We start from the raw sequence: 22,609 nt of genomic DNA, 5'->3' as shown, positions 1-22,609 counted from the left end.
GGAATTGAACCAATGAATTTAACATTGGTAAATTAAGGTACCATTTGTCCATATTATAGGTAATGCCAATGTTTAGACAATAGATATGTAAGATTTAATTACAGATCCCCTCATCGCTTTGCATATTTTTATCCATATTCATCCAGTGAATGAGTGGTATTTGGCTCCCTGTCACGCATAATGATGCGGAGTAGCCTTTGCCCATTTTCAAAGACTGCAACACATACTTCTGTCCGGCCCATTCCAGCAAATGTTCATGATGATTTATAGCTTGTGCCGTATTCAGATTCCTCCACTGCCCACATAAAGATTGACCTGAAGCCTTGATCCAGGCCTCCTTGCCTGTGAGAATGTTCCACAGCAAAAAAGAAGAATCTTCCCCGGAACACATGGCTTCCAGCACATAATCCCGCTCCTCTTCCGTCAGGAAACGTTGGATGATGGCCTGCTCTCTTATCAGTGGGCGTACCCATTCCACATCTATGCCAATTGCGTTGTTACTGGATGCAATCGCCAGTACACACAGCCCATTCGTATGCGAAAGGCTGAATTGCGGACCTCCCACGAGATAAGGCTTTCCGGAAGTGCCGTATTCAAATCGAATATCCCTTGCCTGAAGCTGCATGTACTGTGCCAGTACTCTTCGCAAGAAAACCCTTGAAATCATCCAGCAATGAGCCTGTAGCCGTGAGGTTGTACTGATTCTAGCCATACGTTCATGTTCGTCTATACTCATTGCATCGGATTCCATGGTAGTCGCTGTCTGCAGTTGATCCTCCCTTATGGGTAAAGTCTGTGTCCAAATGTGGACCTCCGGTTCTCCTGAAAATGGCGTGAACGTATCATTCCCTTGTTCCCTCATTGCCAGAAAGCTGCTGATTGTTCCGGTTCTGGAATTCATAAAGCCCTCCTCCCTATGCGGGGTTAGGTACATGCTAACGTATAACAACCATCCGCAGACGAGCAGACGTTGCAATAGTTCTAAGACCACTCCTAACCTCTTCTTCTGTTAATTCAAGTGCATACGTGCCAAGCTGCATATAATCCAGTCCAATCACCTCATATTCGGAGACGTGCATGCATCGCTGTTTTAACGAATCCATGTCTGCATAATACTTGCTTAACCACTTCATCCGTGCATAGTTGAAGTTGGATAGGGACAGCGTTCCGTTCTGAATATGCTCACACATCTCCTCAACCCGGTTATATAAAGAAACGGGATCTGCTGAATACCCACAAGCATTCGAAAAGGCAAATTCCTTACGATAATAGTGGTCCCATTCTGCACCCTTATGAAGCAGACCCAACTCCATACATTCCGCGTAGAAATCGGAAGTTTCACCCAGTAAAGCTTCAATGCCGATCATGCAAGCGATTTGCTCTTTCAATTGCATCCCATCTTCTGCACGGAACCCATACCTTACAAGCGGCAAGGACAATCCGCATTCAATCTCCCGATATTGCTTATTGAAGTCCTCGCCCAAATAGTCGAGTGTAACTTCTGGCAGGTAGGCATCATTCAGTGATTCTTTTGCAGGGAATTGTTCCAGCATGTCCACAATGAACTCCGCTTCAACCGGACCCGCTACTGCTACTGCCATTCTTCCTGTGTCATAGCGAGTATTGTAAGCATGATTCAGCTCATCCGTTGTCATTTGATACAGACTATCCGGTGTACCTGCAACATCCATCGTGATGGGGTGATTGCTGCCATACATCATCTGAGTCAACTGCTGCAAAGCTCGCCAGGAGGGCTGGTCTGCATACATGGACAGCTCCTGATGAATGGCGGACCGTTCCTGTTCCAGATGCATCGGGGTGAAATATGGAGTAGCTAGCATGCCGGTGAACAACTCCAGACTTCGTTTCAAATCGCCTGTGCAGGCCATTTGATAAGTTGTTACATCGTAAAGTGTCAATGCAGATGTCGAAGCTCCCAGAGTATGAAATAGCGGCTTGACGGGTCGTTGATCCGGATTGTAGAACATCATATGCTCAAGGAAATGCGCTCTGCCAGGCAGGGCTGCATCATGGATTGAGCCATAGGACACGGACCACGAAACAAAAGTATGATGGAACTGGGGTTCGGGGAAAATGTGGACCGACAGACCATTGGATAAACGCCTGCGGACAGGTGCGATATTCACAATACTATTCATGAGTCACCTCCTGCACTGGTGCAGAATATTCACTCTCAGGATACAAAATCCAGGTGACAGCCTTTTTCATGCCAGAGGCTACCTCGGCCACTTGTTCCGCAGTAACGCAGGATATGGCTTCCAGGAATTGCGGAGTTGTCATCTGGACCCGGTTGAGCAATCGATCGATATGAAGGTTGACCACCTGCTCAGGCAGATCGTATCCCACTTGCACATAATGCATCACATTCTGAATAGCTCTATTCAGCTCCACTTCCTGAATGTCTCCGCTGCATATCCTCAGCCATTCAGCATCTATCGCTTCAAGCACATCCGTCACATATCCACTGCTTGTTCCCGTTGTCACATGAAGCGTTCCCCGATAATCATCCAGTGTGCTGTAGATCTGATACACCCATTGCTTTCGTTCACGAAGCTCGGATTGAAGTCTGGAAGCAGGCGTAGCGCCAAATAGGGAATGAAAAAGAAACAGTGCAGGATAGTCCGACGATCCATACGTAACCCCGGTGGTGAAGGTCACATTAATCTTGCATTGCTGAATATCCATCAGCTCAAGCATCATCTCGCCTTCCTCCCGGCGCTCAGTAGGTTGACCATGCCCGATCACAGATGGGATAGCTCTCCCCTCAGCCGTGACAAGCAATGGCACAAAGGTCTCCATGACCTGAGCTATCATCACATCCGACTGGAAATCACCGATCACATGAATATGTAGTGGGCTGCAAAGCACCTCCCGGTACCATTGCTGCAGTTCACCATCACGCACACAATGCTGCAGTTGCTCCACGTCGGCATCCCTGCTTCGTTCCGCATACCCAAGCCACTCCAGACTGCGCCCCTGTACCACCTTGTCCCAATTGGAAACATCATAGCCAGCATGATGTTCTGCCCAAGCAAGTTCCTCCTGGATCTGTACTTCATCAAAATCGAATACACCCTGAAGGCTCGATCCAAACAACATATCTGCGAGCAGCTTCAGCGCATCGAGCGTCCGTGCATCGGTCCCGGGCAACAACCCTGCAGGGATACGCAACCGAATGGATGCGAGCTGAGTCTCCCCCTTCTGCTCCAATTCGCATCTTAGCTCATCGGCATACATAGACCATAGTTGCTGCCGTAGCTTTCTTTTGCCGAGTGAATCCTGCCTGAAAAGCAGCCGCACAATGACTGCAAACACCGCTGCTGGAATCCTTCCCTGTTCGTTAACGATACCCAGGTGGAGATAACAGTTGGCGTATTGGCTTGTTGGCATCACATGGATCGATAGACGATTGTACTGCTCCGTAATGAAAGACTGCATTCTTGCCTCCCCCTTATCTGACGGTTAATCCAAATTGTAGATCATGCCACTCTCGGTGTTCAGTCCAAGCTGACCGAATCCCTCCAGCGGCTTGGAGAACCAGTCCACCTGACTCTCGGCTTCCGTTGAATGAAGATTATTCTCATCCTCTTTCCAGTGAATCACTTGCTGATGGTGACGGTCCCAGAATCTCCATAATGCAGGCTGCTTCAGCAGTTGATTGCGAAACGGCTCATATACACGTCCTGCTGATTCCTGAATATCCCCTTCTAAGATGAAAGGCGGCAAGAAAACAATTTTGGAACGAAAATCTTCAGTCAATGTCATGAAATAGGGGCATACAGGCTTGCGTGTCTTGGCTAAAATACGAAAAATACCGCTCCTTGTCCGGATGCGTGAACTCAGGAAAGGTAGCTCCACTGCGCGATTATCCGCGTTGAACCCGGTCTGACCATCTACAAAAAGGTTGAATGAACCTCCCTTCCGCAAATGAGAATATAATCGTATGCCAATCATCTCATCCTCGGCATTCAACAGATCAGCACCTGCAAACTGACGTAGGGTATTCCATGACGACAGCTTCTGTTCCTGCTCTACGGTGCCCTGCTCAGCCACAAGATAGAAGGGTAATCCGGACTTCATGTGGCCTGCGCGAATCTCCTGTCCGATGGTGATCATATTATGCCGGACGAATCCATAATGCCAGGTCAACAAAGCCCCACCTTCCTGCAAAGTCGCTTGCAAATGTTCAAGTCCCTCGACTTCATCCCAATCCATAAAGGAGTACGGGCTTTTTTTGTGTTCGTCAACCGTCCGCAAAAAAGCCAGATAATCCATCCAGATCGACTCCGGTGACGATTCCGGTTGAAGTGGTGCAAGCTCCTTAACAATATTCATTAGCGCATAGAAGAATCCCAGTTGAATTCCGTTTGTCTTTTCCCTATACAACTCCTCCCTGACCTGTTCCTTATGTAACGTATATAATGTATGAAAATCCTCCATCCTTACACCTCCTGTATATCCTGATTCATGGATACTCCCGTTCCCGACAGCATTCCTTCCCTGGCTGCGCTAGTTCTAGAAGACAATTCAAACCGCCGACGATTCCGGTGGATACCATCCATCATATAGACCAACATTCGAAGCGCCAGCTCATATTGTCCAGGAATGTGTCGATCCGATTGCACACCCTGTCCTTCAACCATGTCCATCCCTTCATAAGATAACGGGACTTCCAGCGCTGCAATAACGCAGTCTCGAATATTCTGCCACGTCGGTCCTGCAGCAATCGGAAAATCAACAAACGGGAAGCTTCCCGGATCAAGGGAATCCAAGTCAAAAGTTAAATAAGCCGAGTCGACATCGTACTTCTGCCTTACCTCGTTCAGAACATGGCTCACCCTCTCGGGTGTCATATGCTCTGCCGATATTTGAATCAAGCCAGGATGGCTGTACATCTGATCTGCTGAGCGAAGACCACGCAGGCCAATCTGTACAACAGCAGCAACCGTATCCTGCTCTAGCAAATGTCTCACAAAATTGGAGTGACTGGGTTGCTCCTGATGGATGGCATCGATACCGCAATCATGATGGGCATCGAACTGGACCAGCACTCTTCGACTGCCCGGGGCCTTTGCCATCATCTGAAGCACGGCATGCGTAATGGAATGGTCTCCGCCAATACAGCACAATAGTGCCTGTTGATCCAGCGCATGATCCAGTGCCGCCGCAAGCCCCTTTTGATAAGGAACAGCTGTATCCGCCTCCGCTTCATTCATAAGACAAGTACCCCAATCCTGCATGGCTACGCTCTCAAGCAATCGTCTCCCACTTCCAATATCGTACAAGCTCGAATTCCCGGACTCTTGTAACGATGGATAGATGACCTTTTTCCACGATTCTACGCGTAACGCATGCGCAAGTCCGGCAACGGAGGAGTTTAACATGCTTGTCCCACCAGAATGAGGGATACCCAAGATCCCCAGTTGAGGAGCCCCATGACCGATAAGAGGCTCATACAAAAAAAAAGGCGCTTCCGCAGGTTCCACCCCCGGCAAATCCGGGGGGCGTTGTGGCTCCAGCTCTTTCGCAGGTTCCAGCTCATAAAACTGGCTGAACGTTTCATCCGCAGCGATCCACGCATCTGCAATGCGACGTACCAGATAAGCAGGTTCTGATGTTGTCATGCAAAAACCTCCTGTACGTAGTTAGAGTCAAGTCTGTGTGGAATAGCTCTTATTGGACAACGTCGCTTCACCTTCTGTACTGATGTCCTTATCCGCAGACGACTCCACATATTCCCGCTTCAGCATTCGCATGAAAGGCAGGAAGAACGACGACATGCCGACCACATTCATGCCAGCAATCACCGCATAGAAGTAAGTAACCTCATTGAAAGCCCGAGTCAATCCCCAGCCAAGGACGATAATAATCAGAAAATACACCGCATTCAGGAGTATGGCCTGATATCCGCGCCCGCTCTGTTCCATCGTTAGCAACGTTGTCATCATGGGACCCATGCCAATATAGGAAAGAGCTACGATGGACAAATACTGTGCTGCTTCTGCTCGGGTTGCCGCGTCTTCGATCAGAAATGCGATAAGCGGGTCTCGCCAGATCCAGACGGCAACGGCAATGATCACGTACAGAACAAAGGATTGCAACAGACCTTGGCGATAACTTGCATAGGCCCTTGGCCGGTGTGGTGATTGCAAATTATGATTGATGATAATGCCGATGGCCGACCCAATGACGATACCCGGCAGGATCGCCATCGTCTGAATTCGATAACCAACGCCAAAGCCAGCAACCGCCCCTTCGCCAAAGTGACTGACAATTTTATTGAAAAAAAATGTACTCAGAAAAATCATGCAGTACGAGATGAACACAGGAATACCGACATGCCTGAGGGCCATCAGATGTTTTCTTGCAAAAGCAAAGCGTTCAAAGATCATTTCCCGACGAATGAACAGAATGAGCAGAGAGATAGCCAAGGACAAGACGGAAGTGATTAGGTTAGCATAGATGATGCCCTTCAGATCCAACCCGAAGACCGACACAAATGTATACACAAGAGCAATGTTTAGCATCGCCATCCCAACCGCGTTCCACGACGCTGCCTGTGCCCGGCCCAGCCCTCGTAACGCCGCACTGGTCACTGCAGCCAGGACAGCCGGGATGCTCACTGCCATCATTCCCCCTACGTACAGCGTAAACATGGGCCCAATGTCGGCAGGCACACGGTAAAACCATGAAAGCACAGGGGTCATTAACATCACAATTCCCCCGGTCAGAATGGCAAGCAGCATTGCACTGCCCATCATGTGCACGAATAGCTGGGTAAATGCACGAGAGCCACCGGCACGACTGCGCGCTACCGCTACCTGAACAGACAGTTGCATCGCTTCGATGATGGCAATCATGACGAATGAGACAGGAATATACAATGAGAGCACATATAATACACTTTGACTCGTATGACCCAGGAAAAATACATTGGCCAGTTGTGTAATCACGTTAACCAGAGAAGCGAGTAGCATCGGAACGGCCGTACGGAATAACAAACGATGGATCGAGCCGGCCGTATAATCGATCCCCTGCATGGGGTTCACCTCCATAATTCATGAAGTCTTGATTTCTTGATTTATTGTAAGCCTGTTGAGGATCGGCAGACGTATCACATGCACGCAACAAGCAGATATCACCCGATCGTCATCCCACGAGACCAGCATGACTCGATCATCCGGCCTGATGATACCCCGCTCTAGCTTATCTGCCAGCTGTATCCATACATCACCGCTCTGATAATCGGTGCGTGGAACGCAGATGGTCTTGGAAGGCGAAATATGCAAAACAGAACTGCCATTGAGACGTAATCCCAGTCTCGACTGAAGAATGACATGCACGGCTGCATGGCTATCGATCCATTCGCGGATCATGCCGAGTGCCTCGGATGCAAAAGCCGTGGCATCATCCGATCTGATGATCCGTTTTCCCGCATAGTGTATCTGCAACGCTCCTTGACCAAGGCCTGCCTCAAGCGCCACCGCCATGTCACCCAAATCACCCTTAGGTTCAGATGGTTGACCATATCCAATCTGTCCATCGTCATGGAGAATTCGCTGCTCCACCAGCACAATCGCAGTCCGTTCGTTAGGAAGCATGCTCCAAAGAGCAACCTGAATGGCCTCGGTGCCTGCGAGCGCACCCATATGGGTAATACCAAGTGGATGATCAACTCGCCACGGGGCCATTTCAAGCATTCGGGCAAGTGGAGCATTCAGCGCATGACGTTCCGGACAGGTCTGGGCAAGGATCAACCAATCCCAATGCGGCTTTGTACCCAACTGCTCCAGCACCATAAGCGCAAGATCACCGGCTGTCACCCGTCTCCCGTCTGCCATAAGGGAGCGAGTCAGCGTTCCCACGCGACCATAATAGTGATCCTCCATATATATGTGCGGTGATACGTAAACATAATCATCCGGTGTTGGCCAATCCAGCGAGTACAGATGATCCTCCGCAGTAAGCCAGCAAATATGATCCACATAGATTGGTGCGCCAATATCATCATGAAGTGAATCAGACATGCTGCATCTTCCCGTTGGCATACGCCTGAAAAACGTTTATCTTCTGAATGGACGTTGTGCCTTCCATGAACTCAAAGGCCCTTGCATCGCGATACCATTTGTTCAGCAGAGGATGCTCCAGTAAGGAACCTGGCCCCATCATCTCCAGTGCCCATTCCGTCGCTTCTTCGGAAACGGACGCAGCCCGTATTTTACTGAGGGAAGCCAGATATCCCTTATTCGCATCATGGTCAATCTCTGCTGCTGCATTCCGAATCATGCTGCGCAGCGCATGCAGACGCATCTCCAGTCGCTCCAGTTCTGTCTTTTCACGTTCTGTAAAGATCGTTCTGTGCTCTACAACATAATCATATGCAGCCTGTGCAACACCAAGCGCCAAAGCCGCCACGCTAGGGCGCATCCGGTGGAATGTACGCAGTGCTCCCCACAGTCCACGCTTGGTTGGGCTTAGGTGACGACCCAGAATATCTTTCTCTTCCAGTGGGAAGGCCTCGAATTGCAGATGGCTGAGTTGCAGACCGCGAAGCCCCATCGTGTCCAGCGGGGTTGCTGAGAAACCTGGCACAGAAGGATCAACTATAGCCACCTGAATGCCCAGAGGCGTACGATTGGTCTGGGCGAATACCAGTCCAATACTCGCCCGGTGTCCGTTCCCAATGTAGAATTTATGTCCGGTTAGCTCCATTCCCCCATCCGGATGTCGCGTAATCCGCGTGCTGATCTCAGTGGCATCTGAACCCTTCTCCGGCTCTGACAAGGCAAAAACAGCCCAGGCTGGACCTTTCAGAAAGTGGCTATAAAAGCGCTCCTTCTGTTCCTCATCGCCCAAGTCAATCATGACGATGCTGGACATGGAAGGACCAGGTCCTCCCAGAAAAACGCCCGCATCTCCTGCGGACAACTGCTCGATCGTAATGACTCTTTCCAGTGAAGAGAGTCCATAATATCGATCCTGACCTATGGTTACAATTGGCTGGCCGCCATACTCCGGTGGAATCATCATATGATTGATGGCCTGCAGGGCAGACGTGTGCAAAAACTCGGTGAGCCGGTCTGGCTCCTGGTCAATCGTCAGGCCGATCTGACGAAGCTCCGCAGCATACTGCTTCATCACTTGCTCGAAAATCGCAATCGTTGATGGAGTAATCATCAATATTCCTCCTTAGCTGGCAACAGCATGTTTTTCACCAGTTGGCCTGCATATGTATATGCAGATACGCCATGTCTCAAAAAACCGAAACCGCCGCCAAGACGTTGAATCTGTCTGAAGGCTTCGTCCAATTCCTGATGTATCCACGCATGAACCCGGACCGATGGAAGACCTGGATTTGCTGAGAGAAAGCGTTCCTCAGGCAATGTTTCCGCCATGTAGAGCGTTGTCAGGATGTCAGCGACCATGCCTTTCACGAGCTGGTGCTGAAACGTGGATTGCCCCCCCGATATTCGCACCGACAAATGCCTGCGAACCTGCTCCAATCCAACCTTGCACAGCTCTACCCGGAACTCAAGCAGGCGTGTTCTCAGCTCATTCGAGGTCACTTTCTCGCCTGATATCTCAGCCTTCTCACCCTCATTCGGCTGTACCCGGTATAACAGTAATCCGGAGGGCTCCAGCATCCGATCCTGTACATGAACGGCATGTAGTTGGTTCCAACGATACAGCCCAGCTGATTCTTCATGCCAAAGTAAAGCATCTTGTTCAATGAGATGAGCGGTCGCGAGCACGTATGGACCTGTTGCCAAAAGCACTGGACGATTGTTCACCAGCAAGGTTTTTGCCTCCAACATTTCCGATATCGGAGCAACGGGGTTGCCTGCTGCTTTTGATCCGACGGGCTTTGCATCTGGGCCCTGGAATTCAATAACGTGCATTGTCATTCCTCCTGTTCATTCTTCTTCGCATCCTCCATGCTCCACCAGTGCAAAACCAAAAAAACTGCCGAGCCCGATACTGACCATGATGGAGTGCCCCTTCCTGCACACCCAGTCCTGCTCAAATCCCGAACTCAGGTTAATGAACGGGTCGGTGGAAAAGGTATGTCCGATTCGCTGAATGTTATCCAGATATATCCGTTCAAGTCCAACTCCCGTACGTCGCGAGAATTCCTTCCAGGTAGTCCAGTTCACATTATGGGGAAAAATATGATCCACATCTTCGAAACTCAGGCCTTGCGTTGACAGCAGCTCTTCCATCCCTTGAATGATATGGTCCACATACAATCGGTTAAATGCCGAGATCTCATCGGCGGTTGCATGATAACCAGTATGGAACCGGGTATCTCGCAGTACATGCGCCGCCTGAACGACATGCTGACAGCTCTCTCTGCTCAATAGAACAGCTACGGCAGAATCACCCAGAATGGCCGATTTGCGCAGATAGCGCCATTCGGGAGGCAAAAAATTGAATTGATCCGCACAGATCAACAACACATTCCGAATGTGAGGCTGCGTTTGCGAGATTCGCTCAAGCCATTGAAGAGCGGCTATCGACGATGCACAGTTCATTTGGGATATGCCATAGAACGGTACATGTTCCAGCCCTAAGCGCTGGAGGACACGCTGCACAAGCCTGTAATCGCTCGGTGTCTGCACCTGAAAGGAATGGACATAGAGAACAAGGTCGATTCCGGAAAGGGCAGGTCTGGTCTGGAGCCGTTCCACAGCCTGTGCGATCGTATCGTCAAGCATCTGGCCCGATTCCGTTACAGGCACACCTTCCAGGCGGTGGTACTTGCGCAGAAACTGAAGCTCACCTTTCCCAAGCTCCAGGGCAGCCAGCACCTCCTCCGGCTGCTGAATCTGTTCAGGCAAATAGACGCCAATATCCACAATACCGAACCCCAATGTTCTCCCTCCTTCTGCGACTAGTGTCCATCCATACTCCATTCACAGGTTCGGATCAGCAAGGCATGAATAAACGAATCCGTCTGCTCCAGATGCATAAGACATATGTACTCGCCCCCGTCCTTCTCCTCCAATAACTCCTGTAATGCGAAGAATGGTGCTGCACTCCAGCGCGATGGATCATAATAACTCTTCGATCCACACTCCCTGTACCAAGCAGCCTGATTGCACAGCTGCTCCAAATCAGGATGGATGAGCAGGTTAATCTGATTTCGGTGAATGGATGCCTGGGCACATAATCGATCCAGTACCATCTCCGCAGTATCGGCTATGGAATACTCGGCATGTCGCATCTCTACACCAAGCAGGGAAGGTCCTACGCCTGTCATCCGATCAAGGTATATTGCTGCAGCCGTGTCCGGTCCAGGCGGTGAAACAAGTTCCATCGTTTCATAGGGGAGAGCTGTCTGGTCCATAACCAGCAGCATGCCTTTCATGTAACCTTCTCTGCCCAGATAATGCTGAAGCATGTGGAGCGCCGCAAAAGGAGCACCAAAACCAAGATCATTTACAGCAAAACTGATAAAACGGGCCTGATAACGATCCATCAAATAATTCACAATTGATATATCCGGGCGGGTATTCGGAAAATTGTATGCCAGCAGCAACACATCCACATCCTGCATGACCCGATCAAGTCCCGTCTCTTCCAGCAGTTCCACACTCATCTCGTGATAGGCATTGTTGTTACGACCCTGCAAAAGTTGAAAGTCGTACTTGATCGGAGTACCCGCGAGCATGTCCTGATGAAATCGCAGCAGTTCCGGATGATCAAACGGGGGCTTCTTCTCCCAGAACAGCCTGACTCCCATCTCCCGTATGGCAACAGGCGAAGCCATCAGGCCGCAATGAGCTGCTTCTCAATATAAGCAGCCAGGGAGCCTACAGTATCAAATACATCGGGCTCCAGATCATCCGGGTCAATCTCCAGACCTTCAATCCGGTCTTCCAGCGTCATCAACAGTTCCAGAACAGAGGTCGAATCCAGATAGAGTTCGTCAAATAAAGATGTGCTTAATTGAATATCCTCCCTGGCTTCCGTATTCAACACTTCAGCAAGGGCACCTTTGATCTCTTCAAGCAATACTGCAGTCGTCATGATCATCATCTCTCCTCATCAATTGGTTATTGCCGTGTGGGACACTTTAATCAAGCGTTGCTTGGACAGTAGATCCTGCGGAGTATCTCGCTCACGGATCAAGTGAGCCTCCCCAGCGACAATCAGCACTTCCGCCGGACTTCCATGACTCAAAAAGTGTGTGGGAGAAGCCGTTGGTCCGTAGGCTCCCGAATGAAAAACACCGATTAGATCGCCCCGTTCAACAGGAGGAAGCAATACCCGTTTCCCAACAACATCATTCGGCGTACATAAGGGACCCGTAATATTGTATTCTGCTACAGGGGATTCACCATAACGCGTCAGGGAGGCAATCGGAAAGTTACGCTTCACATAAGAACCTGTGCCCACCGCCGCCATATGGCAGTTCGTTCCACCATCGGTTACGACGAAGTGCTCTCCATACGATTGCTTGACATATAGGGCTCGACTGACCAACATACCGCAGGTGCCTACCAGATATCGCCCAAGCTCCATGAACAGCCGGGTGTTGGCATGACTATGCCGAAACGATTCGAACATTGGATTCAACTGTTCTGTCAGTGCGGCTATGGATAGGAACTGCTCACCTTCATGGTAGGGCACCCCCAATCCCCCGCCTACATCGACCATACGTAGCGTGATATCCAGCTCGTTCTCGATTCGATCAGCCAATTCCAGAATATGACGGGTATTCTGAACGATCGGCTCTACATCCAACATGCGGGTTCCCATGTACACGTGAAGTCCCATGATCTCCACATGGGAGAAGCTCTCGAACTGCTCTTTTCCCTGGAGCACACTTTGTTCATCCATACCAAACTGACGTGGTTTGCCACCCATGGTCAACCTGGAGCCTTTAACAGAAAAGGAAGGATTCACTCGCAGGGCCACCGGCACGATTCGCCCCTCACTTGCAGCGATGATCTCTATGCGCTCCAGCTCCTGGAACGATTCACATACAATCGCATATATGCCCAGACGTATGCATGCCGTAATCTCGTCATCGCTTTTTCCGGGTCCAAGGAAAATAATGCTTTCTGGCGCTACTCCAGCCTGTACGGCCGTATGTAATTCTGCCAGGGAACACACCTCTGCCTGCGCGCCCATCTCCTGCAACATGTGTACGATCGAAATATTCGGATTGGCCTTCAATGAATAGAACAGCTCCACTTGAGGCGTAAGCAATTCCCGAAGCTCCTGATACACCTGCTGCAACACATCCCCGTCATATATATACAGCGGAGTTCCGAATTTCTCAGCGATGTCCGAGACACACAACTGCTGGATCTGATATTCCGTAGACACTCACATCACCTCGTTAATGGAAGATAGGACGGCTTCTATCGCTTCGTCGATCACTCCCAGCCGTTCAGGGGAGGACGCAATAATCACGCCATACAGACGTCCGGAGAACAAGGTCCCCTCACTTCTGAATGCCGCATTGACTGTGGCAAAGTTATTAATCAATAATCCTTCGCCACGTTCCGGTTCGAACATCAATTCACCCAGACTGGAACGAAGCACCTTATATTCCAGCAAGTGATTGAGCCGGAGCGTATATTTTTTTGCCAGTCCACATTGATTTTCGGGCACCCATTGATGCTGAATGTTGGTCTGATAGGTAGACATATTAAACCTTGCATTAATCTCAAGATTGGGCCAGATTGTACCGTCCTCGTCCAGAATGGCGTCCATGCCGGCAATGCCGTAGTATCCATCTCGATACAGAGCTGCTCCAATCCGTATGGCCGCTTCGCGAATGACCTCAAGTTGAACATCGTTGAGCCGCGAAGGCATGAGATGCCCTTGATGTACGCCTTGCTCTACCAACGATTCCTTTACGCCAAGATACTCAACTCCACCCGAGCGATCGATGAGAATCTGGTAATTCAGGTCACAGATTTTATCAATCCATTGCTCAAGCACGTAGTTGATTTGCCGTATTCCCTTTTTGCTTGCCTGTTTTTCCAGCATACTCATGCATTTGTGAAACCTGGCTTCATCGGTAATGACGGTAATTCCCTTGCCTGATACACCCATGGAATCCTTCAACACAAGACGTCCACCCTGCTCTAGAACGGCCTTTAGCTGATCGAAACCAGACACCAGTTCATCCAAAGACGTGCATTCAACGCCTGGAATTTGGCGAATGCCCAACTCCGCGTTGAGACGGCGGGAATACCCCTTGTCATTCACCTTGCGGAAAATATCTGAAGATGGAACAGCCAGCGGAATGCCGGTCCGTCGGGAGAATTCCTCTTCCTGATCCGAGGTTCCAAAGGGAACCAGATAAACATTCGTTCCAGCAGCCTGTGACAGCTCTCGCAGCTTGTCCATTGTCCTTGGACAATTCAGAAGATTCGCGGTAATGTTCAGTGCCGGATCATTGTGCTCCACCGTTATGCATCGGGAGCGACCAAACCCAAGCGCCTGTGCATCTGCCATGAATCCCTGATTTGGCGGCCCCTTGAGCAGGATAATATCGTTCTCTCCGGCGAGGAAAACACCCAGTTCCTCCATCCGATTAACGACATCCGCAGCCGAGCCTATGCTTAATGAGGGCAGCTTGAGAATACCCGTTTCACTCCAGTGCTCCTCTACCTCAAAATTGTTAAGATACACAAAAGTAATGTCATGCTGGCCCGTTAACGCCCACTTGAGCTTGCTCGAAAAATCCGTCAATACGGTGGTCACGGCCATCCCCTCCTATTCCTGCATATTGCATCACTGCTACGCTGAATGTAACCCCAAGTCCGACCGTAACAAGCAGATAATACTCCTCTGGTTGCAACAGCTTCTGCTCCAGAATAGCTTGCAGATTAATAAATGGGTCCGAACAGAAACAATGTCCGATCTCCTGTACGTTGGACGTATATATGCGTTCAAGGGGATAGGATAAACGGATAGCCACCTTCTTCCACGAGGATAGATTCACATTGTGTGGGACGATGTATCGAATATCCTGCAACGTCAGACCCGCCTGCTCCACGGCTGCAACAATGGCTTCACATAACCGAGGCGTGTAGATTTCCTGAAACTCCCTTAGAATCTGCGGGGTTCCCGTTAGTACATTACAGAATTGGCCCAAGGTAACACTCGTAAGTCCAACTACACGACTTCCGTTGCCCTTGTTGCCCACCAGCACGGCGGCTGATGCCTCTCCCATCACGGTGGTATTGGGGATCAATTGCACAACGGGACTAAAGGTTTTTTCACCTGTCAAAATTAAAATATGATCATCCGCTTCCAATGAAGGCAGCAATGTCTCGGCAACATTCAGGGCAATTAAGCCCGATGCACAGTTCTGCTGCGTAAGCGAAAACGCGATGGCATGCTGCAACCCGTAAGCCCGTTTCAGGACTTGCAAAACTTTCATAGGAAAGGGGAAATTTTCCTGAATTGTGTGGCAATAAATGATATACTTAATCGAGTTAGGAGCGATCTCCGGGTTATTTACCACCTGGGTTAATACGCGCCCAAGCAACGAAGCCAGATCTCCATCCCTGTCTTGCCGAACCTGTTTCAAACCATGAATTTTTTCCAGTACCTTCGTCTGGGCATTATTGAGTCCCAGCACCTCGTTCAGTTCCCTGATCGGCACAATGTGCTCCGGAATGTAAGACCATATTTGCTTGATATGCATCGGCTTCAGACACCTCGTTATCACTAACGTACGAATCTCACTGAAATATAGGGAGATAAAGAGCTTCCGCAGAAGCTCCCATCTATGAATCTAGCGTAATACGATAAGTAAGTAGGAAAAATCAGGCACGAGCCGCCGCTGCACGAGCTGCTACAGCACGAGCCGCTACAGCTCGGGCTTCAACTGCGCGAGCGGAAACCGCGCGTGCACTGACTTCACGTGCCTCGCCCAGTCCACTCGTTTCCAACTGTGCTGCTTCAACTTCTTTGCGCTTCAGTTGCTCCAGTGTAATGGGAGTCGCTTTAATGACCATTCATATCTCCTCCTTTCATCTTGGATACTCTGATTCTATAATCTCCCAAATTGGATTTAAACTGTAAATGGAGGTAAATGAACCTCTCACTCTCCTTACCCCTGCTTCTGGATACTCACGATAGACCCAACATACCAATCAGATCTCCATTCCAATCAAACTATATCAAGGGACGGTGAACGATCATGCTCGGACCCAAAATCCGGCAAATCCGGGAGCAGCTTGGACTGTCTCAGAAGCAACTGGCAGGTGAGGATATGACGCGTTCTTACATCAGCCTTATCGAAAAAGGTAGAGCCGTTCCCTCGCAGCGTATGTTAAAAATCATTGCCAGGAGACTTAATACACCCATGGAGTTTTTTTTGGGAGGAAGTGCAGCAACAGATACGGATATTGGGGAGGCTGTACTGGACAAGGCCAAAGCCTGTTATGCCGAGCAGAATGATTCTGCCTGCATCCGCATAGCCCATAAAGTGCTGACGTTGACGGAGGATACATCGGATCAGTCAGAAGCCTACCTGCTCATTTTACGAAGTCACAACAGACTTGGGGATTATCGACAAGCCTTGGATGAGGGGGAAACTGCAGCATTTACGGTCATTCGAACAGGTGACAGGGAACGTATCGTTGAATATTATCTGGAAATGGGGAGAGCGGCTTTTCATGCAGAGCTGTTTCATGCTGCCCGGAAACATTATGAACAGGCGTATACGTACAGCAGCAGACTCAAACATCTACAGGAAGAACACATCCAATCGCTGACCTTTCTTGGCACAACCCATTTAAGACTAGGCAATGTGAATGAAGGGTTGAACTACTATCTCAAAGCGGAGAAGGAAGCCCAAATGGCGGGACAACCGGAACTGTATGGCGAGATTACACTGGGTCTGGGCAAAGCATATTATATGTCCGAACAGGACGGACACATGCGGTTAAGTTATGACTGGACCAAGAGATCCGTACAGGCCTATAAACAGGCGAGCAGCGAATCCTACGTTCTGGCACTTCACAACCTCGCCGTGATCCAGCTTCATATGGGGCAAAAAAAAGAAGCCCTCCCCTTACTGGATGAATGCGCACGAATTTACGATAAACGCAATCTTCCCCACAAGAAGGCTTCCATATTAGAGGAAATCAGTAAAGTTTATTTGGAACAGCGTGAGCCAGAACAGGCAGAGGCCATCATCAAAGAAGCCCTCCAACTGCTGGATAAGCAAGATGAAGGGATGCTTCGTGCCAAACTGTATCGCTTGCTGGGTATTGTATTTCATGAGAAAAACAACAGCAATGAAGGTTATTACTTTCTAAGAATGAGTCATGATCTACTTAAACGCATCTCTGCAAACCGCGAGGCTGACATCAGCCATCAACTCCTTCTGTTAAGCCTGCAAGAGCGTAAAATGAACTACGAAGATTATAAGTCATTGATCAAATAAAACAGATACCTTCTTCATCTAACAACTGAGGACATAGGGCAATGAACAGATGGATTTTAGGGTCTCTGAACAGGGACCCCACTTCCGGGAATCCACGGTGAAAGGGCACAGGATCAATCTCTCATCGAACAGGTACAGGATCATTCAGCTCCAGCAGCGTTTCCGTAGATACGGCATGCTTTTGTCCCTGCTGACTACTAAACTTAGCCGATCCTGCATATGCCTCCGAAACATGAAGCTGTCCTGCAATAAAAGGTAGAAGCATGATAGTAACCATGCAGAGTTCACTTGCGGTTGTAACGAATTTGGTTCCTTTACTCTCCATGCTCATCTCTCCTCATGTTTATAATTGGGTAGCATATTCCACCATCGATTTCTGGCAACCTAATACGTATTTTACGGATAATTGCAATGACTTTAAATACGTTAATCATCATTTACCTCTACTTGCACATGAAACTCACGGATAAAAGGTCATATGATCTTTGTCTTCGCGATAATAATCCAGCCTTTGCTTCATCGTACCTGTATGCAGTTCAAACAAATGTCCATCCGGATCGGTAAAATAAACGGATAATGCATCCCGCGGATCTCTTGGCCTTCCGGGAAGAATGTCAGCACCCGCTGCTCGCAACTGCTGAACAGACGCGTCGAACTCCTCTTCTGTAACGGTAAATGCAATATGGGTATAGGTTCGTTCCGTATAGTTGCGAATAACATCCTCCTGATTCAGGGCAATCCACAGACCGGCAAGCTCAAAATAAGCCAGTTTGCGTCCTTTCACCTGAATTCGGGCACCGAGAGCCTGCTCATAAAAGGTAATGGACCGCTCCAGATTGGATACGGAAAAGCACAAATGATTAATTCCTTGAATATTCATGTGGCTCCTGACACCTCCAAAGATTTAAGGATCTATCCTTATTATGGTATATTTTGTGCAAAAAACAACCGCTGTGCCTGCTCCTCTCGCACATCCTTCTGGGCGAATGCATAGGTTATCCGTATCAATGTACGTTCGAGGAGGATGTAAAGCGAATGAATCCTGTTTATCCTTTTTATGGTGAGAAAACGGTGTGCAAGGAGCAAAAGCTGGCATTTCCACCCCAGCATCAGGACCAGCAACCCGGTCTGGAAACCCTGATGGTGCCTGAACCGATCAGTGAAGATCCTGCCTATATCGGTAGCTGCAAACTCCAAGGTAAAGTTGCCATTATTACGGGTGGTGACAGTGGAATCGGCCGGGCGGCCGCCATCGCTTTTGCCAAGGAAGGTGCGGATATCGTCATTGCTTATCTATATGAACGGACAGACGCCGAAAGGACTCGTGAACGGATCGAAGAACTGGGACAGTGCTGTCTCTTAATCGAGATTGACCTCCGCCTGAAGAAAAATTGTGAAACCGTCATTCGCACGACGATGGAGACCTATGGAAAGATCGATATTCTGGTCAACAACCATGGCGTGCAGTATGTGCAGCCAAGCATTGTTGATATTACAGAAGAACAGCTGTATCACACCTTTCAGACCAATGTGTTCGCCTATTTCTTTCTGATCCAGGCCGCTCTCCCCCATCTGTGCAAAGGTGCCTCCATCATCAATACGGCTTCCATCACAGCATATAAAGGTAACGTCCAGTTGATCGACTATTCCTCCACCAAAGGAGCTGTCGTGTCGCTCACTCGTGTACTTTCCCAATCACTCGCAGCACAGGGAATCCGCGTGAATTCTGTTGCCCCTGGCCCTATCTGGACACCTCTTATTCCTGCCAGCTTCTCCGCGGAGGATGTGCAGGTATTTGGAACGGAGACGCCTATGGGTCGGGCTGGTCAGCCTTACGAACTGGCGGCAGCTTATGTCTATCTCGCCTCCCGCGATTCATCCTACGTCACAGGTGAATGCATTCATGTCAATGGCGGCGATATGGTAACGACTTAGGGTAATGCGGTGGCTGATGTCACCTCCCTTGGTAGAAATCGTATTAGATGATGGCTAATCAGGCCGGGATGGAACGTATTTCTGAACGAAGTGTTGCTGATGTCAGGCTGGATTTAGCAGGTGTGGCAGGATATCGGTTGTCCGGTTGCGAAGAGGGTTAGGAGTATGATCCGGTGATGCCGGAGCCTGACATCTTGTGACAAGGAGCTGAACAACCCGATGAACTTCGATCCACTCTACCAACCGTACCCCTCTTACCGCGTGCCTGTGTATGCGAAACAAGGCATGGTCGCCACGTCTCAACCATTGGCTGCACAAGCCGGTCTGGATGTATTGAAAAAAGGCGGCAACGCCATTGATGCCGCCATTGCAACTGCGGCAGCACTCACCGTGCTGGAGCCCACGTCCAATGGCATTGGCGGCGATGCTTTTGCCCTCGTCTGGACCGAGGGCAAACTGCATGGCCTGAATGCCAGCGGCCCTGCGCCTCAGGGCATATCCATTGAGGCGCTTCAAGCGGCAGGCTATACGGAGATGCCGAAGCTTGGGGTTGTTCCGGTGACGGTGCCTGGCGCACCGGCGGGTTGGGCTGAGCTGAGCCGTCGTTTCGGGCGGCTCACGCTGGCGGAAGCGCTGGAACCAGCCATCCGCTACGCGGAGGAAGGTTATCCGCTTGCGCCTGGGCTGGCCCGCCACTGGGCAAGGGCAGCCGAAATCTATGCACGCCAGGGTGATGCGAAGGCAGGGCGTGCGTGGTTTGAGACATTTGCTCCAGGCGGGCGGGTTCCCGCAGCTGGAGAGTTGTGGCGCTCGCCGGATCATGCGGCGACTTTGCGCCAGATTGGCGAGAGCGAAGCGCGAGACTTTTACGAAGGAGAACTGGCAGAACGCATTCATTCCTTTATGGCAGAGCATGGTGGTTATCTGACTCGCGAAGATCTGGCGGCATTCCAGCCCGAGTGGGTTGATCCAATCTCTGTCTCCTACCGCGGATACGATGTGTGGGAGATTCCGCCGAATGGACAAGGATTGATTGCTCTGGCGGCGCTTAATCTGCTGAAAGGATATGAATTTGAAGAGAAAGAATCTGTTCAGGCGTATCATCAGCAGCTCGAAGCCATGAAGCTGGCATTTGCCGATGGGGAGAAATATATTACTGAAGAACGCAAAATGGGCGTCACGGTGGAGGAACTGCTGTCCGAGGCATACGCGGAAGAACGGCGCAAACTCATTGGTGATACCGCACGAACACCTGAGGCAGGTGATCCACGAGCAAGTGGAACGGTCTATCTGGCTACAGCGGACGGTGAAGGCAACATGGTTTCCTTTATCCAGAGTAACTACATGGGCTTCGGCTCTGGATTGGTTGTTCCGGGGACAGGCATGGCCCTGCAAAATCGTGGACATAACTTCTCACTGGACCCGAACCATGCAAATGCCCTTGAGCCGGGCAAACGGACATATCACACGATCATTCCGGGGTTCCTCACCCGCGGCAGTGAAGCGGTTGGGCCATTCGGTGTCATGGGCGGTTTCATGCAGCCGCAGGGTCATGTGCAGGTGGTCATGAATACAATCGATTATCACCTGAACCCACAGGCCGCCTTGGATTCTCCGCGCTGGCAATGGACGAAGGGCAAAACAATTCTTGTTGAACCGGGTTTCCCGCAACATATCGCTCAGGCACTCGCCCGCAAGGGACATGATATTCAAGTGGCACTCGATCCATCCCAGTTTGGACGCGGTCAGATCATCTGGCGCCACCCGGACAATGGTGTATTATGCGGGGGTACGGAAACCCGGGCTGATGGCTCGATCGCGGCTTGGTAAAACTTGCGTCATTTTTATAATAGGATGATCACCTTATCATTCGTATAGGGTGAAATTTTAAGACAAAAGAGAGATGATTCATGTCATCTCTCTTTTGTCTTTTTTTGACTTCTAACATCAGTAAACAACATACTGTAGATATTTAAGTACCCTTTTAACCAGAGAAATGTAAAAATTATGTGTAATTCATGAAAATATTTATTTTTTCGTAAATTTTCACTACATACCATAAATCACAGTGCCTTTCTGACCGATATAGATAAAGGGGAAATCCTCACCCTACGTGTCATCATGTACACGTCATTCCCTTGAGCTATGGAACCACGCAAAACAGAAAAATGTGAATACAGAAATGAGGGTACCACACATGAAAACAAACAAGAACAGACGCGCAGGTCTAGGTCTCACCATAATGATGATCCTGACGGTACTGATCCTGGGGGCATGTTCAGCCAACAATACAACAACGGCAACAGACACAAGAACAAAGGTTGGCATCGTGCTTACGGAAGTGGGTCTGGGTGACCGTTCTTTTAATGATGCTGCTTTTGATGGACTGGTTCAGGCCAGAAATGAGAAAAGCATTGTCTTTGACTATCGCGAACCGGGCGACAATGCCGAAGCTGCATTTGAAGAGTTTGCTGAAGCCAAATTCGATCTGGTTATCGGCCTGAGTGATGCTGTCCAAGCGGATATGGAGAAAGTTGCAGCCAAATATCCTGACCAGCAGTTCCTCATGATTGACAGTCAGTCCGAACTGCCTAACATTGCCTCCATTTCATTCCGGGCGGAAGAAGGAAGTTATCTGGCAGGTGTTATTGCCGCAATGGCTTCAACGGAAGATCATGTTGGCTTCCTTGGTGGAATAGAGATACCGGTCCTTCGTAATTTCGAGCAGGGTTTTAAACAAGGTGTTCTGGCTGTCAAGCCCGATGCAACCGTTGATGCTGTCTACGCGGGGGACTTCGGCAATGCCGAGTTGGGTGAACAACTGGCTGCACAGATGATTCAGGAAAAGGGCGCTGATGTGATCTACGTTGCTGCCGGTCTCACAGGCGTAGGCGCACTGACCGAGATTCAGAAATTAGGGAAATACGCCATCGGTGTAGATACCGATCAATTCTTTTTGGCGGAAAAAGCCATTCTTACGTCCATGCTGAAAAATGTGGATGTCTCTATCTATAATGCCGTTAACACGTTTGTTCAAAACAATCATACCTTCCCTCAAAAGGAAATCGTGGAGGGGCTGGCGGAGAACGCCGTGGGTCTGACTGCTCTACATAATATCACGCTCAGTGATGAACAACAGCAAACCTTCGAAGATCTGAAAGCAAAGATCTCTTCCGGTCAAATCAAAATTAAGCTTGATCAATAACCCATCGGATACGAGGAGGTACGCAT

Annotated in this window: 22 protein-coding genes; 4 read left to right on the top strand and 18 right to left on the bottom strand. The window is 49.6% G+C overall.

The window, feature by feature from the left end; translation table 11 throughout:
• Positions 1-94: 94 nt before the first annotated feature.
• The 16 genes from ACETMN_RS02895 to ACETMN_RS02820 all read right to left on the bottom strand — a co-directional run bounded on the left by ACETMN_RS02895 (position 95) and on the right by ACETMN_RS02820 (position 16,007).
• Positions 95-901, bottom strand: a complete 807-nt coding sequence (locus ACETMN_RS02895) for a 4'-phosphopantetheinyl transferase family protein (RefSeq protein WP_179198599.1) — start codon at positions 899-901, stop codon at positions 95-97.
• 34 nt (positions 902-935) lie between these two features.
• Complete coding sequence (locus ACETMN_RS02890; protein WP_411735727.1) at positions 936-2,159, bottom strand: M16 family metallopeptidase; 1,224 nt, start codon at positions 2,157-2,159, stop codon at positions 936-938.
• A complete protein-coding gene (locus ACETMN_RS02885; protein ID WP_091018571.1) occupies positions 2,152-3,459 on the bottom strand; it encodes a M16 family metallopeptidase in 1,308 nt (435 codons plus the stop codon). The genes ACETMN_RS02890 and ACETMN_RS02885 overlap by 8 nt, the downstream gene beginning before the upstream one ends.
• A gap of 24 nt (positions 3,460-3,483) precedes the next feature.
• Entirely contained in the window at positions 3,484-4,461 is a 978-nt protein-coding gene (locus tag ACETMN_RS02880; protein ID WP_091018569.1) for a hypothetical protein, read from the bottom strand.
• A 2-nt stretch (positions 4,462-4,463) separates the two neighbouring features.
• Positions 4,464-5,645, bottom strand: a complete 1,182-nt coding sequence (locus tag ACETMN_RS02875; RefSeq protein WP_091018567.1) for an arginase family protein — start codon at positions 5,643-5,645, stop codon at positions 4,464-4,466.
• A 27-nt stretch (positions 5,646-5,672) separates the two neighbouring features.
• Entirely contained in the window at positions 5,673-7,061 is a 1,389-nt protein-coding gene (locus ACETMN_RS02870) for an MATE family efflux transporter (RefSeq protein WP_179198598.1), read from the bottom strand.
• Between the two features lie 18 nt (positions 7,062-7,079).
• Positions 7,080-8,048, bottom strand: coding sequence for a hypothetical protein (locus tag ACETMN_RS02865; protein WP_091018564.1), 969 nt, complete (start codon positions 8,046-8,048; stop codon positions 7,080-7,082).
• The gene (locus tag ACETMN_RS02860; RefSeq protein ID WP_091018562.1) at positions 8,041-9,198 is read right to left on the bottom strand and encodes an acyl-CoA dehydrogenase family protein; all 1,158 of its coding nucleotides are present in this window, start codon (positions 9,196-9,198) and stop codon (positions 8,041-8,043) included. The genes ACETMN_RS02865 and ACETMN_RS02860 overlap by 8 nt, the downstream gene beginning before the upstream one ends.
• Positions 9,198-9,920, bottom strand: a complete 723-nt coding sequence (locus ACETMN_RS02855) for a hypothetical protein (RefSeq protein WP_091018561.1) — start codon at positions 9,918-9,920, stop codon at positions 9,198-9,200. The genes ACETMN_RS02860 and ACETMN_RS02855 overlap by 1 nt, the downstream gene beginning before the upstream one ends.
• A gap of 15 nt (positions 9,921-9,935) precedes the next feature.
• Positions 9,936-10,892, bottom strand: a complete 957-nt coding sequence (locus ACETMN_RS02850; RefSeq protein WP_179198597.1) for a 3-oxoacyl-[acyl-carrier-protein] synthase III C-terminal domain-containing protein — start codon at positions 10,890-10,892, stop codon at positions 9,936-9,938.
• Positions 10,893-10,912: 20 nt separating this feature from the next.
• Complete coding sequence (locus ACETMN_RS02845) at positions 10,913-11,791, bottom strand: hypothetical protein (protein ID WP_091018558.1); 879 nt, start codon at positions 11,789-11,791, stop codon at positions 10,913-10,915.
• Positions 11,791-12,051: an acyl carrier protein gene (locus ACETMN_RS02840; protein WP_036672144.1), complete on the bottom strand. Its 261-nt coding sequence runs from the start codon at positions 12,049-12,051 to the stop codon at positions 11,791-11,793. The genes ACETMN_RS02845 and ACETMN_RS02840 overlap by 1 nt, the downstream gene beginning before the upstream one ends.
• Before the next feature lie 18 nt (positions 12,052-12,069).
• On the bottom strand, positions 12,070-13,356 hold the full coding sequence (gene lysA, locus ACETMN_RS02835; RefSeq protein ID WP_091018556.1) for a diaminopimelate decarboxylase: 1,287 nt from the start codon (positions 13,354-13,356) through the stop codon (positions 12,070-12,072).
• The gene (locus tag ACETMN_RS02830) at positions 13,357-14,745 is read right to left on the bottom strand and encodes an ATP-grasp domain-containing protein (protein WP_411735726.1); all 1,389 of its coding nucleotides are present in this window, start codon (positions 14,743-14,745) and stop codon (positions 13,357-13,359) included.
• Positions 14,684-15,694, bottom strand: coding sequence for a 3-oxoacyl-[acyl-carrier-protein] synthase III C-terminal domain-containing protein (locus ACETMN_RS02825; protein ID WP_091018552.1), 1,011 nt, complete (start codon positions 15,692-15,694; stop codon positions 14,684-14,686). Before ACETMN_RS02825 ends, ACETMN_RS02830 begins: the two co-directional genes overlap by 62 nt.
• Before the next feature lie 121 nt (positions 15,695-15,815).
• The gene (locus ACETMN_RS02820; protein ID WP_091018551.1) at positions 15,816-16,007 is read right to left on the bottom strand and encodes a hypothetical protein; all 192 of its coding nucleotides are present in this window, start codon (positions 16,005-16,007) and stop codon (positions 15,816-15,818) included.
• A 185-nt stretch (positions 16,008-16,192) separates the two neighbouring features.
• On the opposite strand from ACETMN_RS02820, the gene ACETMN_RS02815 reads away from it, so the two are divergent.
• Entirely contained in the window at positions 16,193-17,443 is a 1,251-nt protein-coding gene (locus ACETMN_RS02815) for a helix-turn-helix domain-containing protein (protein WP_091018549.1), read from the top strand.
• Positions 17,444-17,564: 121 nt separating this feature from the next.
• Here ACETMN_RS02815 and ACETMN_RS02810 read toward each other — a convergent pair whose 3' ends face one another.
• Together ACETMN_RS02810 and fosB are read right to left on the bottom strand one after the other, a co-directional pair.
• Positions 17,565-17,768, bottom strand: a complete 204-nt coding sequence (locus tag ACETMN_RS02810) for a hypothetical protein (RefSeq protein WP_091018548.1) — start codon at positions 17,766-17,768, stop codon at positions 17,565-17,567.
• Between the two features lie 135 nt (positions 17,769-17,903).
• Positions 17,904-18,323 (bottom strand): metallothiol transferase FosB, encoded by a 420-nt coding sequence (gene fosB / locus ACETMN_RS02805; protein ID WP_091018547.1) that lies wholly within the window; start codon positions 18,321-18,323, stop codon positions 17,904-17,906.
• Between the two features lie 155 nt (positions 18,324-18,478).
• On the opposite strand from fosB, the gene ACETMN_RS02800 reads away from it, so the two are divergent.
• From ACETMN_RS02800 to ACETMN_RS02790, 3 genes are all read left to right on the top strand, one after another.
• Positions 18,479-19,378 carry a glucose 1-dehydrogenase gene (locus tag ACETMN_RS02800; protein ID WP_091018545.1) on the top strand — a complete coding sequence of 300 codons (900 nt, stop codon included), beginning with the start codon at positions 18,479-18,481 and terminating at the stop codon, positions 19,376-19,378.
• Between the two features lie 219 nt (positions 19,379-19,597).
• Positions 19,598-21,208: a gamma-glutamyltransferase family protein gene (locus ACETMN_RS02795; RefSeq protein WP_091018543.1), complete on the top strand. Its 1,611-nt coding sequence runs from the start codon at positions 19,598-19,600 to the stop codon at positions 21,206-21,208.
• A gap of 367 nt (positions 21,209-21,575) precedes the next feature.
• A complete protein-coding gene (locus ACETMN_RS02790) occupies positions 21,576-22,583 on the top strand; it encodes a BMP family protein (protein ID WP_091018541.1) in 1,008 nt (335 codons plus the stop codon).
• The last annotated feature ends 26 nt before the right edge of the window (positions 22,584-22,609 follow it).

The organism is Paenibacillus sp. M2 (genome assembly GCF_046713495.1).
Lineage (GTDB): Bacteria > Bacillota > Bacilli > Paenibacillales > Paenibacillaceae > Paenibacillus > Paenibacillus amylolyticus_B.
The sequence above is the reverse complement of the archived record's forward strand: the minus strand, read 5'-3'. Positions and strand labels throughout refer to the sequence as shown.